This window comes from Psychrobacter sp. Choline-02u-9, assembly GCF_002836505.1.
Taxonomy (GTDB): Bacteria; Pseudomonadota; Gammaproteobacteria; order Pseudomonadales; family Moraxellaceae; genus Psychrobacter.
This window is the reverse complement of sequence record NZ_PJBF01000046.1, coordinates 67,413-82,441: the sequence shown is the minus strand read 5'-3', so window position 1 is coordinate 82,441 and position 15,029 is coordinate 67,413. Positions and strand designations below refer to the sequence as shown.

Annotated in this window: 12 protein-coding genes; 7 read left to right on the top strand and 5 right to left on the bottom strand. The window is 41.4% G+C overall.

Annotation, left to right across the window (positions count from 1 at the left end):
* Positions 1 to 48: 48 nt before the first annotated feature.
* The gene (rnpA, locus tag CXF69_RS06080; RefSeq protein ID WP_102083165.1) at positions 49 to 420 is read right to left on the bottom strand and encodes a ribonuclease P protein component; all 372 of its coding nucleotides are present in this window, start codon (positions 418 to 420) and stop codon (positions 49 to 51) included.
* Positions 421 to 599: 179 nt separating this feature from the next.
* On the bottom strand, positions 600 to 734 hold the full coding sequence (rpmH, locus tag CXF69_RS06075) for a 50S ribosomal protein L34 (RefSeq protein ID WP_007394757.1): 135 nt from the start codon (positions 732 to 734) through the stop codon (positions 600 to 602).
* Between the two features lie 594 nt (positions 735 to 1,328).
* Between rpmH and dnaA the strand changes: the two genes are divergently transcribed.
* The 5 genes from dnaA (at position 1,329) to CXF69_RS06050 (ending at position 9,333) form a co-directional block, all read left to right on the top strand.
* Complete coding sequence (gene dnaA, locus CXF69_RS06070; RefSeq protein ID WP_102078232.1) at positions 1,329 to 2,768, top strand: chromosomal replication initiator protein DnaA; 1,440 nt, start codon at positions 1,329 to 1,331, stop codon at positions 2,766 to 2,768.
* 160 nt (positions 2,769 to 2,928) lie between these two features.
* A complete protein-coding gene (dnaN, locus tag CXF69_RS06065) occupies positions 2,929 to 4,104 on the top strand; it encodes a DNA polymerase III subunit beta (protein WP_102078231.1) in 1,176 nt (391 codons plus the stop codon).
* 138 nt (positions 4,105 to 4,242) lie between these two features.
* Positions 4,243 to 5,454 (top strand): DNA replication/repair protein RecF, encoded by a 1,212-nt coding sequence (gene recF / locus CXF69_RS06060; RefSeq protein ID WP_102078230.1) that lies wholly within the window; start codon positions 4,243 to 4,245, stop codon positions 5,452 to 5,454.
* 510 nt (positions 5,455 to 5,964) lie between these two features.
* Entirely contained in the window at positions 5,965 to 8,580 is a 2,616-nt protein-coding gene (gene gyrB, locus CXF69_RS06055; protein WP_102078229.1) for a DNA topoisomerase (ATP-hydrolyzing) subunit B, read from the top strand.
* Between the two features lie 126 nt (positions 8,581 to 8,706).
* Complete coding sequence (locus tag CXF69_RS06050) at positions 8,707 to 9,333, top strand: manganese efflux pump MntP (protein WP_102078228.1); 627 nt, start codon at positions 8,707 to 8,709, stop codon at positions 9,331 to 9,333.
* A 133-nt stretch (positions 9,334 to 9,466) separates the two neighbouring features.
* Here the strand turns inward: CXF69_RS06050 and rlmF are convergent, their stop codons facing one another.
* Positions 9,467 to 10,504, bottom strand: a complete 1,038-nt coding sequence (gene rlmF / locus CXF69_RS06045) for a 23S rRNA (adenine(1618)-N(6))-methyltransferase RlmF (RefSeq protein WP_102078227.1) — start codon at positions 10,502 to 10,504, stop codon at positions 9,467 to 9,469.
* Positions 10,505 to 10,591: 87 nt separating this feature from the next.
* Positions 10,592 to 11,311, bottom strand: coding sequence for a LysE family translocator (locus tag CXF69_RS06040; RefSeq protein WP_102078226.1), 720 nt, complete (start codon positions 11,309 to 11,311; stop codon positions 10,592 to 10,594).
* A gap of 238 nt (positions 11,312 to 11,549) precedes the next feature.
* On the opposite strand from CXF69_RS06040, the gene CXF69_RS06035 reads away from it, so the two are divergent.
* Positions 11,550 to 12,350: a crotonase/enoyl-CoA hydratase family protein gene (locus CXF69_RS06035; protein WP_102078225.1), complete on the top strand. Its 801-nt coding sequence runs from the start codon at positions 11,550 to 11,552 to the stop codon at positions 12,348 to 12,350.
* A 193-nt stretch (positions 12,351 to 12,543) separates the two neighbouring features.
* Here CXF69_RS06035 and CXF69_RS06030 read toward each other — a convergent pair whose 3' ends face one another.
* Positions 12,544 to 13,362, bottom strand: a complete 819-nt coding sequence (locus CXF69_RS06030; protein WP_102078224.1) for a hypothetical protein — start codon at positions 13,360 to 13,362, stop codon at positions 12,544 to 12,546.
* Between the two features lie 366 nt (positions 13,363 to 13,728).
* On the opposite strand from CXF69_RS06030, the gene CXF69_RS06025 reads away from it, so the two are divergent.
* Positions 13,729 to 14,886, top strand: a complete 1,158-nt coding sequence (locus tag CXF69_RS06025; protein WP_102078223.1) for a MalY/PatB family protein — start codon at positions 13,729 to 13,731, stop codon at positions 14,884 to 14,886.
* The last annotated feature ends 143 nt before the right edge of the window (positions 14,887 to 15,029 follow it).

The window sequence follows — 15,029 nt, the reverse complement described above, 5'->3', positions numbered from 1 at the left end:
TTATAGAAAATTTTATTTATATTTTTTATTTTAAATAAAATTTTCATTTTATTTTTTTTCTATTTTTTTAAAGATATTAATTATTTGGTTTTTTAAATCTTTATTATCTATATCTTTAATAGATTTTTTAACAATAAAAACAATATCTTTATTTTCCATTTTAAAAGCTTTGGTACGGAACTCTTCACGCACATATCTTTTGATTAGATTACGAGCGACAGCAGTAGGTACTTTACGCTTAGTAATAGCCATACCGACTCGCGGCTGTGCATTCTCGTTGGCGCGTACAAAAGCCATTAAATGACTCTGATGAATCTTGCGCTCAGGTGCGTCAAATACCTCACGAAAGGCTGCAGGAGTAAGCAGGCGTTGCTGTTTAGTGAAACTAGCTGCAGGTGTATCTGATAGAGTATTGGACATAGTACGACCTAGTAGAATAACGATAGGAAAGATAATAACAAATTATAGAGACAAAAAAAGCGCCGATGCGGGCGCTTTTAATATATGGCTAAGTGTAAGTTGTGATGATTGACTATCGCAATCTATAAGCAATAAGAACACAACAAGCACTGTTAGCCATGCTTATCGCAATCTACTGATTATACAGTAAGGCGATGACGTCCTTTAGCGCGGCGACGAGCTAAGACCTGACGGCCTTTTTTAGTTGCCATACGAGCACGGAAACCGTGAGTACGTTTACGCTTGATCACGCTTGGTTGGAATGTACGTTTCATAACTCACCTATCAAAATAATGGACTAAATTCGTAATAACGGAGGATTATACCATTCAGTATAGTTTTGGTCAATAAACTAATTTGCTTTGTCTATAAATAGGAAATAACTCATACGAACCTAGTAGAGATATTTCCTTAAAAACCTATTTCTAGTTAACCAAATTTTATAGTTATGTATTCTATAATTTACGAAGTTATCCACAGCTAGACCCAAGTACTATAATAATAATTAATTAATATAAATATAGTATTGTTATTATTGGGACCATGATTATCTGTGGTTAAGTCTATTTTTCTTTTTATTATCAATTTTCTAGGCTATGGGTAAGCCTGTGGATAAACTGTGGGTTAAATATGGATAACTAGCTTGTGAAAGTTATGCACAAAACTGTCCACAGTCTTATCCACAAAAAACAAGGTTTTATCCACAGGGTATCTGTGTTAAATTAGGCGCTACTTGATATACACCTTCGTATAGGATATCAGTATGAACTCTTTGGTTAGTTGTTGTTACGTGTAACATCAAGGCTCAGGTAGCAATTTATATTGCTAAAAAATAACTATTATTTCAGATTACAAGGTCAGTACTTTTCATGATAGACACAGCAAATATTTGGGATAAATGTCTAAACGATTTGCGTTATAACGTCAAAGACAACGTGTTTACTATGTGGCTGAGACCTCTGTCAGCTCATCAAGAAGCACAAACTTTAATTATTCTTGCTCCCAATGATTATTTTGTGACGTATATCAAGAAGAATCATCTTCAAGATATTCAGCAGTTGGTGACCAAACACAGTCAAGGTAGTATTGAAGAGGTCGTCGTACGTGTTGATAATGCTGGCCGTAATGCAGAAGATAACAGTCAATCAGGTTCTTTATTTGTAGAAGACGAGGTCTCCCCTACCCCATCCGAACATAAATTTGAATCTATTCATCATAACAACGCAAAAGCAGACATCGACGCGAACATGCGCCATATTGAGCCAGTTGAGTCTGCTGATACAAAATCATTAAGCTATCTGAACCCCGAATTTACTTTTGAAACCTTTGTTACAGGTAAGTCCAATAACTTGGCTTACAAGGCCTGTTATGAGCTTAGTAAGCGCCAATCAAAAAATCGTCACAATCCTTTATTTATATACGGCCCTTCTGGATTGGGAAAAACGCATTTAATGCATTCTGTAGCTCATCGCTATTTAAAAAATAATCAAAGTTTTTATTATTTCACTTCTGAAAAATTTATAAATCAATTAGTTTATTCATTAAGAAATAATAAAATAGAAGATTTTAAAAAGAAAATAAAAAAAGTAGATTTGTTAATTGTAGATGATATTCATGTATTGGCAGGAAAGACTAAAAGTAGTAATGAGTTTCTAACATTATTTGCAGATTTTACTAGTGGTGATAAACAACTTATTTTAGCCTCTGATCGACATCCCTCCCAAATGACAGAATTTGATGAACGATTTAGATCACGGTTTTCTTGGGGGTTAACAGTCGCTGTTGATCCTCCTGAAATTGATACTCGAGTACAAATTCTGCAGAAAAAAGCAGCCTCCTACGGGATGGTATTACCAAAGGAATGTGCGCTATTCATTGCGCAAAATGTGGTGTCTAATGTCAGACGTTTGGAAGGTGCTTTAAATCAGGTGTTTGCCAATGCTAACTTAACAGGGGCACAGATTACTCTTGAAATGGTGCAATATGCGCTAAAAGACATCGTTGCGATGCGTGTGCAGGCAGTGAATATGGATAACATCCGTAAGATAGTTGCTGAGTACTATGATGTCACGGTTAAAGATATTATGGGGCGTAAACGTACGCGTAGTATTGCAAGACCACGTCAAATAGCGATGGCTTTGTCGCGTGAGTTAACAGGCGATAGTTTCCCTGAAATTGGTCAGTCGTTCGGTGGACGCGACCATACGACGGTGATGCACGCTTGCGATAAAGTAAATGAGTTAAGAGCAGCAGATCCTGCATTTGATAAGGATTATAAAACCCTAGCTCTGATGTTACAGGCAGGATAAAAGCGTCAGATATCGTTGTATTCTAGTAGATACAGATGGTTTATAATATCGAAAATATAAGTCCACAGATGCTTTGTAGATTATCGTCAGCAGACAAGGTATTATTAAGTCATTACGACAAATTTTTATAAAAGAATCATTCAAATAAGAGTAACTAAGCATGCAATTATCGATCAATCGAGAATCGTTACTAAAAGCTATCAACTTGATCGCCAAAGCCGCTGATAAACGCCACAATATGGTTATATTGGGTAATATGAAGCTACAGCTATCAGACTCCGAGCTTATCTTAACAGCGTCAGATTTAGAGGTAGAGCTGACATCGACATTGAAATTGCCTGCTGGTGCTTGTGTTGAAGCAGGTACAACGACGCTTCCTGCAACCAAGCTAAAAGATATTTGTAAATCGCTACCAGCGCAGGCGCAAGTTAATCTAGCAACTCAGGTAAATGAGCGTTGCTTGTTAACTAGTGGTAAGAGTCGTTTTACATTAGGAACATTGCCAAGCGAAGACTATCCGAGCTTGGGTAACCCTGAAAATATCACACCTCTGACCATTAGCCGTAATCGTCTGACAAATTTGATTCACAAAACGCAGTTTGCGATGGCAATTCAAGATGTACGCTATTATTTAACAGGTATGTTGTTTGACGTTTCACAGCAGCAACTGACAACGGTAGCAACAGATGGCCATAGATTGGCTTTAGCCCGTAGTGTGATCAATGTAAGCGAAGATCTCAATATGCAAGCTATCTTGCCACGTAAGGCAGTGATCGAACTTGAGCGTTTAGCTTCTGAGCTTGGTAAAATGTTGGGTGATCAGGACAACGCAGTTATCCTAAGTTTTGGCCGAGAGTTTTTACAAGTAAGTTTGCCATTTGGTGATGTAGATAGTGCAGGGCAGGTTAGTCAAGATCTAATGGTGACATTTACCGCGCGTTTGATTGATGGCAAGTTCCCTGATTATCGCCGTGTGATGCCGAGCAATACTGACAAGCTGGCTTTATTCAGTCAAGAAAAAATGACGGACGTACTACGTCGTGTTGCCATCTTGAGTAATGAAAAATCTCGTGGTGTGGTCTTTAATTTTGCTAGCGATGGTATGGTCGAAGTACGTGCTAATAATGCTGAGCAGGATGAAGCAGTCGAGATGATACAAGCTAAGTATCAAGGTGAGCCAATGGAGTTGTCATTTAATGCTGCTTATCTGCAAGATGTATTAGGCGTCATCCAAGGCGATTTGCAAATGCATATGAGTCAATCGAATGCCTCTGTATTGGTCAATCAACTAAATGATGAATTCCATCGGTATGTCATTATGCCAATGCGTATATAGTGAGTTTTTCTTTGGAAATAAACAAAATTGAATAGAACTAGTATGTTTCAAAGGGTTTTGTTTTCAATACTCAGTATTGATTTTTAATAAACTTTTGACTGCTAAATAAGTAGGCTTTAATGGGCGGCTATCGATACTATGATTGAACGTCTACAAATATCCCATCTTAGAAACCTTACTCAAATTAGTTTAGAGCCTGCTGCCTGCAACATCATTATCGGTGCAAATGGCAGTGGTAAAACCTCGTTGCTTGAAGCTATATTCTTGTTATCAAGAGGTAAGAGCTTTCGTCATCACCAGCCTAAACGTTATATCCAACATCATCAAAATAACACGACTGTTCATGCTAAGCTCAATGATAGTCGTACTTTAGCTATTCAAAAGCAAGCAGATGCTACGACCATCTTACGCCTCAATCAAACCACTGTTTATAACCAAAGTATCTTGACAGAGCAGCTACCTACATTGCTGATAGATCCATCGACGATGGATATGTTGGAGCAGGGAAGTGCGAGCCGTCGACAGCTGCTAGATTGGTTAGTGTTTCACATGAAACAAGGGTTTCATCCACAATGGATGGCTTATCAACGCCTACTGAAACAGCGCAATAGTTTGCTAAAGAGGACTCGTCATTTAACCCAAGTACAGCTTTCTGAGCTGAAATCATGGGATAAAGGGTTGAGTAACCATGCTGCTTTGATTCATCATTATCGCGAGCAAGTATTTACTGAATGGCAGCCTTATTTTGCCAAGAGTATTTTACAGCTATTGCCTTCTTACGCTGAGCAACTGAGCCTGAGCTATAACGCTGGTTATGACACCAGTGTCGCGCTAGATGTGCAGCTTAATGAGCGGTTAGAGCAGGATTTGCAATTGGGATATACTCGTATAGGCAATCATCGTGCTGATATTCATGTGCATTGGCGTTCTAATGAGTCTGTAAACGATCAAACGACAGATCACAGAACAGCAGCTTCAGCAAATAGTATCCAAACCAAATTACCGACTTTAAAAGAGCAGGCAGCAAATGTATTGTCTCGCGGTGAAAAGAAACTGCTCATTACTGCACTGCGCCTATCGCAGTTACCACTGTTGCTAAACGATGAAGAGAGCAGTGACTCACTCAATGATGATTTATCATCGAAAGCAACCCCTGTTGTGCTTCTAGATGATATCACTGCAGAACTAGATGATAGAGCTATAGAAATACTGCTATCGACCCTAGCTCAACTCCCTTGCCAAGTATTTATGACCAGTCTGACAGATGATATTTTACCTTTAGTTAATGAGCTTTGGTCACAACCGAACACGTTTCACGTGAAACAAGGTGAGATATCACTTACTGATTAATATCTTATTTTTAATTCATACTCCTGATGATTATCAATCTATTTTTATCTCTCATTATTCAGTACACTAGCCACTACTATTTGTCCTAACAGTTACTATGTTAAGACGACCTTTCACAGACCCTAAAACTCTCAGTAAACAGTGACTTAGAAGCAAAAAAATGTTAAAATGATCCTTTATTTTTGTCCTGTGCTCAGCAGTTTATTTAATAGCATCATAGAAAAGATTTCTATTTTTCAATTATCTATAAGTATTTGATAAATATGTATTTTATTTATTTCAATAGTTTTAACAATGGTTAGAAAAACAAAGACTATTACTAATAAGCAATTTGCTGATTTTATCTCTGTGCAGCCTTTTTTAAGGCTAACGGTGGTTAGTGGTTTAGCTGCTCATATGCACTCTAGATTATGAATAATAGACGTTAATTTTAAGATGCCATTATGTAGCAGACTTTTTATAAGTGCGCTAATCGTAAATGGCTGATTATGGCTAGATTAAGGAATGTACATGAGTGATTCATTACCTATTGACCACGAGCAATTGATAGACGACAGTGCTACTGAAGCCGCCGTGCCTAATGTAGTTTCAAAAGTATTGCCTTCTGATTATAGTTCTAAAGATATTCGCGTATTGCGTGGGTTAGAGGCCGTACGTGTACGTCCTGGTATGTATATCGGTGATACCGATGATGGCACAGGCTTGCATCATATGGTCTTTGAGGTAGTGGATAACTCTATCGATGAAGCACTTGCCGGTCACTGTGATCAGATTGATATTGTCATCCACGAAGACGAGTCTGTCAGTGTGATGGATAATGGTCGCGGTGTACCAGTCGATATTCATCCAGAAGAAGGTGTATCAGCGGCACAGGTTATTATGACCGTATTGCATGCAGGCGGTAAGTTCGATGACAATAGCTATAAAGTGTCAGGTGGCTTGCACGGTGTGGGTGTATCAGTAGTTAACGCTCTGTCTCAAAAGCTTGAAATGAATATCTGGCGTGAAGGCTATCATTATCATCAGACTTATACTGATGGCGTACCTGATAGCGATATCCAACAGATGGAAGCCACCGATCAGACAGGTACCCAAATTCGTTTTTATCCTAGCAGTGATGTGTTTACTGGTACGATCTTTGAGTACGATATCTTGGCAAAACGCTTACGTGAGCTGTCATTTTTGAACTCTGGTGTGCGTATTGTTTTGACTGATGAGCGTATTGATAAGCGTCACGAGTTTGAGCATAAAGGTGGCTTGCTAGAGTTTGTTAGCTATATCAATGCTGGTAAAGACGGTATCAATGAAGTATTCCATTTTACCAGTCAGCAAGATGATGGTATCAGCGTAGAAGTCGCGCTACAGTGGACAGATACGTATAACGAAAAAGTACTGTGCTTCACCAACAATATCCCGCAAAAAGATGGTGGTACTCACTTATCTGGTTTCCGTTCAGCATTGACGCGTTGCCTAAACAGTTATATGGATCGCGAAAACTTATTTAAAAAAGAGAAAGTAGCCGCAACGGGTGATGACGCTCGTGAAGGGTTGACTGCAATTGTCTCTGTAAAAGTACCAGATCCAAAATTCTCAAGTCAGACCAAAGACAAGCTAGTATCAAGCGAAGTGAAATCTGCTGTTGAATCAGCGATGCATGACAAGTTCAATGACTATCTGTTAGAGAATCCAAGTGCAGGTAAAGCCATTGCTAACAAGATTATCGATGCAGCGCGTGCACGTGATGCAGCTCGTAAAGCACGTGAAATGACGCGTCGTAAGACCACTTTGGATATTGCAGGTCTGCCTGGTAAGTTAGCCGATTGCCAAGAAAAAGATCCAGTATTATCTGAACTATATATTGTGGAGGGTGACTCTGCAGGTGGCTCAGCTAAACAAGGTCGTAGCCGAAAAACGCAAGCAATTTTGCCATTAAAAGGTAAGATTCTGAACGTCGAGCGTGCTCGTTTTGATAAGATGCTATCATCTGCTGAGGTGGGTAACCTGATTACTGCATTAGGTTGTGGTATTGGTCCTGATGAGTATAATCCTGATAAAGTACGCTACCACAAAATCATTATCATGACCGATGCCGACGTTGATGGCTCACATATTCGTACCTTGTTATTGACGTTTTTCTTCCGTCAAACACCTGAATTGATCGAGCGTGGTTATGTATATATTGCTCAGCCACCGCTATACAAAGTGAAAAAAGGTCGTCAAGAGTTATACCTAAAAGATGATGAAGCGCTTAAAGCGTATCTATTGTCTTCAACGATTGATAATACCAAGCTACATATCAGTGCCGATGCGCCTGCGATTACTGGTCAAGCGCTTGAGACACTGCTTAATGACTATAACCAAACGCACTTGATCAAAGCGCGTTTGCAGATTCGCTTCCCAGCGGTAATTTTGGACGCATTGACGCATACGCCAAAACTTAGCACTGATATGACTTATGATGAGTCTGCCATGCAGGATTGGAAAACAGCGATGCAGACTAAGCTTGATCACTTCGGTAGCGATCTAAGCCCTGAGATTGAATTGGTTAATATTCATGCACCGCAGCCAAAAAATATGGACGCAGCCGCAGCAGATTTATTGGGTATGACGCCAGTAGTAGGTACCGCAGAAGGCGAAGCGTCAGATAGTGAGGCTTTATCTACCAAGGCACAGTGGCTACCACGCGTCACGGTATACGTGCATCAACTGGCACACCATTATCTATTAGATGCTAGCTTTATCAACTCTGGTGAGTATGGCAAACTGCTACGTCTATCGAGTGAGTGGAATACATTGCTTGAGAGCGATGCCTTTATTCGCCGTGAAGCAAGTGCGGGCACAACGAAAGATATCCCAGTACGTGACTTTGATTACCTATGGCAACAAATGATGCTGGATGCGCGTCGTGGTCTAGCTATCCAGCGTTACAAAGGGCTAGGTGAGATGAACGCCGACCAGCTGTGGGATACAACGATGGATCCTGAAAACCGTCGTATGCTACGCGTTACGATCGAAGATGCTATCGCTGCTGACCATATGTTTACCTGTTTAATGGGTGATCACGTTGAACCGCGTCGTATCTTTATTGAAGAGAATGCGCTAACAGTATCGAACTTAGATATCTAAATTTAAAATTGGTTACTGACAATTTATAAAAATACCGCTTTAATATTCAAGGCGGTATTTTTGTTTCACGTGAAACTCATTTGTTAGTGTTGCTATTACCTAATAATTACAATCTGTGGAAATCAAATGATTGAAGTAATTTTACTCGCTATTGCTTTAGCGATGGATGCGTTTGCAGTGTCGATAGGGTTGGGTGCTAAGGCTCAAAAATATAGTCATCAATATGTACTGCGCTTGGCTATTTATGCTGCGCTTTACTTTGGTATCGCTCAGGGGATAATGCCTCTTATTGGATACTTATTAGGTGCGGCAATGTTGGGTTGGCTGGCCGCTGCTGCACCTTGGATTGGCGGTACTATATTGATTGCTCTAGGTGGGAAAATGCTTTATGAAGTGTTTACTGCTGATGAGTCAGATACTGACAGTGATGATCTGGACGTCAATGATGATGCTATTAACACTGATAGTGATACAGTAACAGCCACGAGTAAGCATGGACATATCAATCACCGCACTATGTTTACGTTAGCGGTTGCAACCAGTATTGATGCAATGGCGGCAGGGTTTACGCTGAATTTATTGGCACTGAATGCGTGGTTAGCTTGCTTAATTATCGCTGTAGTAACTGCTATATTTGGCTGGATCGGGGTCTATTTGGGACGTCGCTCAGGCACATGGCTAGAGGATAAAGCTGAAGCATTGGGCGGTATCGTGCTTATTGCAATTGGTCTAAAAGTGATGTTTTTTAGCTAATTTATTTAGTTTTTTTACTGAGTATTTATACAAAAGCACCGCTTTGAATATCAAAACGGTGCTTTTCTGTTTCACGTGAAACTAAAATTAGTAATTTTACTTAGTGATTTTAATTAGTGATTTTAATTAGTGATTATTCTTCGTCAGTGTCAAAGCGCCAAGCTAGTACGCGAGTGCTTTTTTGACCTTGGCTCATCTCGATGATACGCATTTGAGCGACGTTTAGCTGCTTTAATAATAATTGCAATGGCTTAACGTTTTCAGATTTCGACACTAAGGTAGTGAACCAGCCGACGTGTTCTGCAAAGCTCTGACTTTCTTTTGCCATCTTGGTCAAGAAGGTAATCTCGCCACCTTCACTCCATAGCTCTTTGTGCTGACCGCCGAAGTTTAAGTTTTGTGCAGCGTTGCCTGATTTGGTTGAACTACGGCTGATTTGCTCGCTTTCATTTTTACCACGATGGCGCTGCAAATTGTGCTGCTTGCGGCTATTGGCTTCCATCGCTTCTTCTAATGAAGCATGAAACGGAGGGTTACAAACCACGACGTCAAAATAATCTTGACGACCAATGATGTTTTTAAAGATAAATTTAGGCTCAGGCTGCAGCTTTACTTTGACCGCACTCTTTAGTTTTGGATTGGCTTCACAAATCAGCGCTGCGGTATTGACCGAAATAGGGTCAATATCACTTGCTGTAAAGCGCCAGCCATAGCTTTGGCTACCGACGATAGGATAGATAGCACTGGCACCAGTACCAATATCAAGGGCGTGAATCTCTTTACCCGTTGGCGGTGTGTTATCGGCATTTACGTGAGTAGTTTGCGCCAATAAGTCCGCAATATAGTGAATATAATCGGCACGTCCAGGAATAGGCGGGCATAGATAGCCTTCAGGAATGTCCCAAAACTTAACCCCGTAATAGTTCGCTAACAGTGCTTTATTTAGCACGCGAACAGCCTGATGATCCGAGAAGTTAATCGTCGACTCACCTTTAGGATTGGTAATGGTATGCTCCGCAAGCTCGGGTAAGGCACGAGTTAATACCGCAAAGTCGTAACGACCTTGGTGCGGGTTACGTGGGTGCAGCTGACCGAGTTTTTTCGCGGTCGCAGGAGATCTGTTTCTGTGTTTACTATTTGCAGGGTTACGGGTCATGGGCTTACTTGTCATAATGTCAGGCTACGATATATGGATATAAGTAACCAGTGTAGCAGATTTCGCAGGTTGCTAATTGTTTATCCGCGCTTTATCGGTCGCTTATCGGTGACGTAATATCAAGTTAAGCCCTAATACGATCATCGCAGTACCCAATACACGGTCGATCCAATGCTCAAATCTTTGAAAGCGTCGATGTACCGCAGGGATAGAAAGTAGCATGACGACAGTACTAAACCACGCCATCTGTAACACCATCATCCATACACCATAAATAGCCAATTGCCAAAGTGGTATATCAGGCGACAATACAAGAGTAAAGATAGCTACAAAATAGACAGGCGCTTTTGGATTAAAGACATTGCAAAAAAAGCCACGGCGCAACGTAGCAAAGGTGGATTCGCTATTGCTAGGTAACTTTTGGGTAGAGATGTTTTTAGCTGGGGATGTGGTTTGGCTAGTAAGCGCATCCTGTGAAACGTGAGCGCTTGAACTTACTTCTGGGTCTGCCTTTGCTAAGTCTGCTGCTTTTTTAGGCTTAGCTTGGATACCTTGCCAACCTAAGTAAATCAGATAGCCGCCCCCTAACCATTTAATAGTAGTCAGTAACGGCTGCGAATGAGCAATGACAGTCGCCAGTCCTAATACAGAATAGATAATATGGACGGCAAGACCTAAGGTAATACCGAGACTACAAATCAAACCTGTGCGTCGGCCTTTTGCTAATGTCTGCTGCGAGACTAAGACAAAATCAGGGCCAGGTGAGGCCGCAGCCAATAGATGTACGCTAGTGATAAGCAAAAAACCGTGCCAAAATTCCATAAAATACTCTGAACCATATTTAGACCTGCAACATAGTTGCACTTATCGTAAATGAGGTCAACTTTTATCGGTTTTTGCACTATGCGAGTCATCTCTATTGCTTGTGTTATAGAACGAGGGTGTCTATATTAAAGGTGACTTATCGCTCAATCTCTACCGATAAATTATTGAGATTCGACTATATAACCACTCATTATATGCAAAATATGCAAATAATTACTTTAACAAGGATGGAACCATGACTACGGATAGTAACGCCACAGAAAACCGCATCACTTATAACACGCAAGGCCATGTTTGCCTTGTCGGGCTAAACCGTGCCAACAAACGCAACGCCTTTGATAGTCATATGATTGCCCAACTGTCTGACGCCATGACTCGCTACGAGCAAGATGACAACTTACGTTGTGTATTGATATTTGCCCATGGAGATCACTTTACCGCTGGGCTAGATTTGGTAGAGCTACAAGACAAGCTAAACGATGGCGTGTTTGAGTTTAATGACGATCAAATCGACCCATGGGGTATTAGTGGAAAACTGCGTACCAAACCCGTGGTCGTCGCGGTAAAAGGTACTTGCTTCACCGTGGCTATCGAGCTGATGCTAAATAGCGACGTGGTCATCGCTAGTGATAACTGCAACTTTGCCCAAATGGAAGTCCAGCGCGGCATTATGCCGTTTGGCGGTGCGACGGTACGTTTTGTAGCCGCTGCTGGTTGGCAAAAAGCCATGCCATATCTACTCACTGGTAAAGCATTTGATGCGCAAACGGCCGATAGGATGAATTTGGTCAGTGAAGTAGTAGCAAATGGGACTGAGTACGAGCGAGCATTGACGCTGGCGCAAGAGATATGTAAAGCTGCGCCTTTGGGTGTGAGAGGTGCATTGTCGTCAGCACAAGATGCTAGCCGTAATGGCGCAGCAACGGCATTGGCCAATATCCATAGCTATCTGCCGCCGCTGTTTCATTCAGAAGATGCGAAAGAAGGTGTGATAGCGATGGTTGAAAGACGTGAAGCTGAATTTAAGGGGCGTTAATACTAATACAGTTTAAGAGTTATTGCTCATACACAAAAGATAAAAGGTCGATATGTGGAGTTATCTTTTAAACTTCCATAAAAGTCCTATTTAGTCGAACATACCATCTAAAAAAACCTCGCAATTGCGAGGTTTTTTGTTTTATCTAGTATGACTGACTACAACAGCGTCAGTGTTTACCACTCAACTATAATTATTTAGCTTTTTGGTAGTAGTCAACCATCATCGTACCTAGCGTGCCATTGTCATCGATCGTGACGATTCTGACCGTACCTGATTGTGCTGCGGTACTAGACTGCACTTGCCCAGCGTTACCTAACACGACTTGGTTGTCTTTAGATGCTTTTGCCTCATTACCGATAGCGATGCTGTTCATGCCGCCTGCCATAGATTTATTACCGACTGCGACCGAAGTTGCGCCTTGTGCCATAGCTGCCTCACCGACAGCGGTAGAGCGCATACCGCTTGCATTGGCTAGATGACCAAATGCTTGTGCACGTTCAGCAGTGGCTTTTGACTGCCAACCGATAGAGGTTGAGCCTAGACCAGCGGCATTAGCTTCACCGCCTACGGCTGTTGCTGAATTTAGACCTGCATTGGCTTTATTCCCGACAGCAACTGTATCATTATTGCCACCTGCCATAGCTGCCTCACCGACAGCGGTAGAGCGTACACCACTTGCATTGGCTAGATGACCAAAAGCTTGCGCACGTTCGGCAGTGGCTTTTGATTGCCAACCGATAGAGGTTGAGCCTAGACCAGCAGCATTAGCTTGACCGCCGACGGCAGTAGCTGAGTTTAATCCTGCATTGGCCTGACTACCGATGGCAACGGTATCATTGGTGCCGCTAGTCGTGGCAGCATTGCCGAGAGTGATGGCGGTGCTGCTAGTTGCGTTTGCAGTCTGATGGTCAGTTCCTGTTGCCATAGCAGTGCAAGAAGCAGTTGCGGCAATGGCAAAGGTGAGCGCACTAATCTTTAGTACTGATTTCGATAAAAAGTCCATTTTCATTCTTCATTCCTTTTTGTTAGCCTTGATGGCTTATTAGATAGTTTGGGTAGATGTTGATAGATTATAATCATGGCAACATCAGCGCACTCTGGCACAAATAACTTTATGATAGATAGAGTCCGAAACCTTAATGTAGCATTAATTTTTAATCATTATTAAAACAATGTTCACTTTATATCTTTGAAGGTTATTTAAGCCGATAAATGGATAATTAAGGTCTAAAAACACTTTAATTTTTTGTGTAAAATTGAATGCGCCTTAATCTACTAGAGCGGATAGCGTAGCGTATATTGATAATACAATGCATATATTGCGCTGTATTTTTGACGTTCCAAACCATTATTATTCCAAATAAGAAGAGTACCAATGCAATATAACTTTGATGAAATAATCGACAGACGCGATACCGGCTCACTCAAGTGGCACTATAGCGATGACACAATTGCGCTATGGGTGGCGGACATGGATTTTAAGGCTGCCGCACCGATATTAAGCGCGGTTGAGCAAGTCGTGCAGCATAGCATCTTGGGTTATACCAAGCCTACTGATGCCTTATACAACTCGATTATTAACTGGCATGGCAGTCGTTATGACTTGCAGTTAGAGAAGCAAAATATCTTGTTTTCCCCTGGTGTCGTGCCAAGCCTAGCGCTGATGATGAATGTTTTTACCAAGGTAGGCGAGACCGTAATGGTCAACGATCCTATCTATACGCCTTTTATCACTAAGGTTGAGCAAAATGGTCGCAAGCTTGTACTCTCTGCATTAAAGGAAGTCGAAGGTAAATATCATCTGGACTTGGCTGATATCGAAGCCAAAATCATCGAGCATGAGGTTAAGCTTTATCTACTCTGCAATCCGCATAACCCTGGCGGGCGCGTGTGGACGGTTGATGAGCTAGAAGCGCTACTTGCGATTTGCAAAAAGTATAATGTGGCGATTGTCAGTGATGAGATTCATCAAGATTTGACCTTGACTGGTCATACATTTACGCCATTTCTGACGCTGGCAGAAGGCTATGAGCACAACGTCGTCAGCCTGACTTCGATGACCAAAACCTTTAACATCGCTGGTATCAAAGGCTCTATGATATTCGCTAAAGATAAGGCACTAACCAAAAAAATCAGTCAGCAGCAGCAGTTAAACGATGAGTACGAGCTGAATCTATTTGCGTATACAGCCATGCGTAGTGCTTATGAGCATGGCGGTGAGTGGCTAGAGCAGGCGCTTAGTTATATTGAGGCCAATATTGAATTGACCGTGCAGTTTTTAAATGAGCATTTGCCTGATATTAAAATCATGCGCCCAGAAGCATCGTACCTAATTTGGCTAGATTGCTCCGCATATAGCCAAGACGATCAGGCATTATATGACGCGCTTAGAGCTGCCAAGGTTGAGTTGAGTGCGGGGTTCAAATATGGTGAGGAAGGGCATCTTAAAATGCGGATTAATGTTGCATGTCCTAGAGCATTGCTATTAGAAGGGTTGACTCGTATGCATGCAGCGTTGGGTGATGCTACGTAGTAAGTGCAGTAAGTAGTACGGGTCCTTGCTAAATGGAGAGGCAGATAGTCTGTTTGTCACTGGGCTTATGATTGGGCTTACTGTCTCTTCTGTTCTTATTTTTAGCCTATTTAGACGACTATCGAGTGAATTGAAGGTACGCC

Coding starts and splice junctions, on each gene's coding strand:
- recF (WP_102078230.1), top strand. CDS start 4,243: ATGATTGAACGTCTACAAATATCCCATCTTAGAAACCTTACTCAAATT.
- dnaA (WP_102078232.1), top strand. CDS start 1,329: ATGATAGACACAGCAAATATTTGGGATAAATGTCTAAACGATTTGCGT.
- rlmF (WP_102078227.1), bottom strand. CDS start 10,504: ATGACAAGTAAGCCCATGACCCGTAACCCTGCAAATAGTAAACACAGA.
- gyrB (WP_102078229.1), top strand. CDS start 5,965: ATGAGTGATTCATTACCTATTGACCACGAGCAATTGATAGACGACAGT.
- dnaN (WP_102078231.1), top strand. CDS start 2,929: ATGCAATTATCGATCAATCGAGAATCGTTACTAAAAGCTATCAACTTG.
- rpmH (WP_007394757.1), bottom strand. CDS start 734: ATGAAACGTACATTCCAACCAAGCGTGATCAAGCGTAAACGTACTCAC.
- CXF69_RS06025 (WP_102078223.1), top strand. CDS start 13,729: ATGCAATATAACTTTGATGAAATAATCGACAGACGCGATACCGGCTCA.
- rnpA (WP_102083165.1), bottom strand. CDS start 420: ATGTCCAATACTCTATCAGATACACCTGCAGCTAGTTTCACTAAACAG.
- CXF69_RS06050 (WP_102078228.1), top strand. CDS start 8,707: ATGATTGAAGTAATTTTACTCGCTATTGCTTTAGCGATGGATGCGTTT.
- CXF69_RS06035 (WP_102078225.1), top strand. CDS start 11,550: ATGACTACGGATAGTAACGCCACAGAAAACCGCATCACTTATAACACG.
- CXF69_RS06040 (WP_102078226.1), bottom strand. CDS start 11,311: ATGGAATTTTGGCACGGTTTTTTGCTTATCACTAGCGTACATCTATTG.
- CXF69_RS06030 (WP_102078224.1), bottom strand. CDS start 13,362: ATGAAAATGGACTTTTTATCGAAATCAGTACTAAAGATTAGTGCGCTC.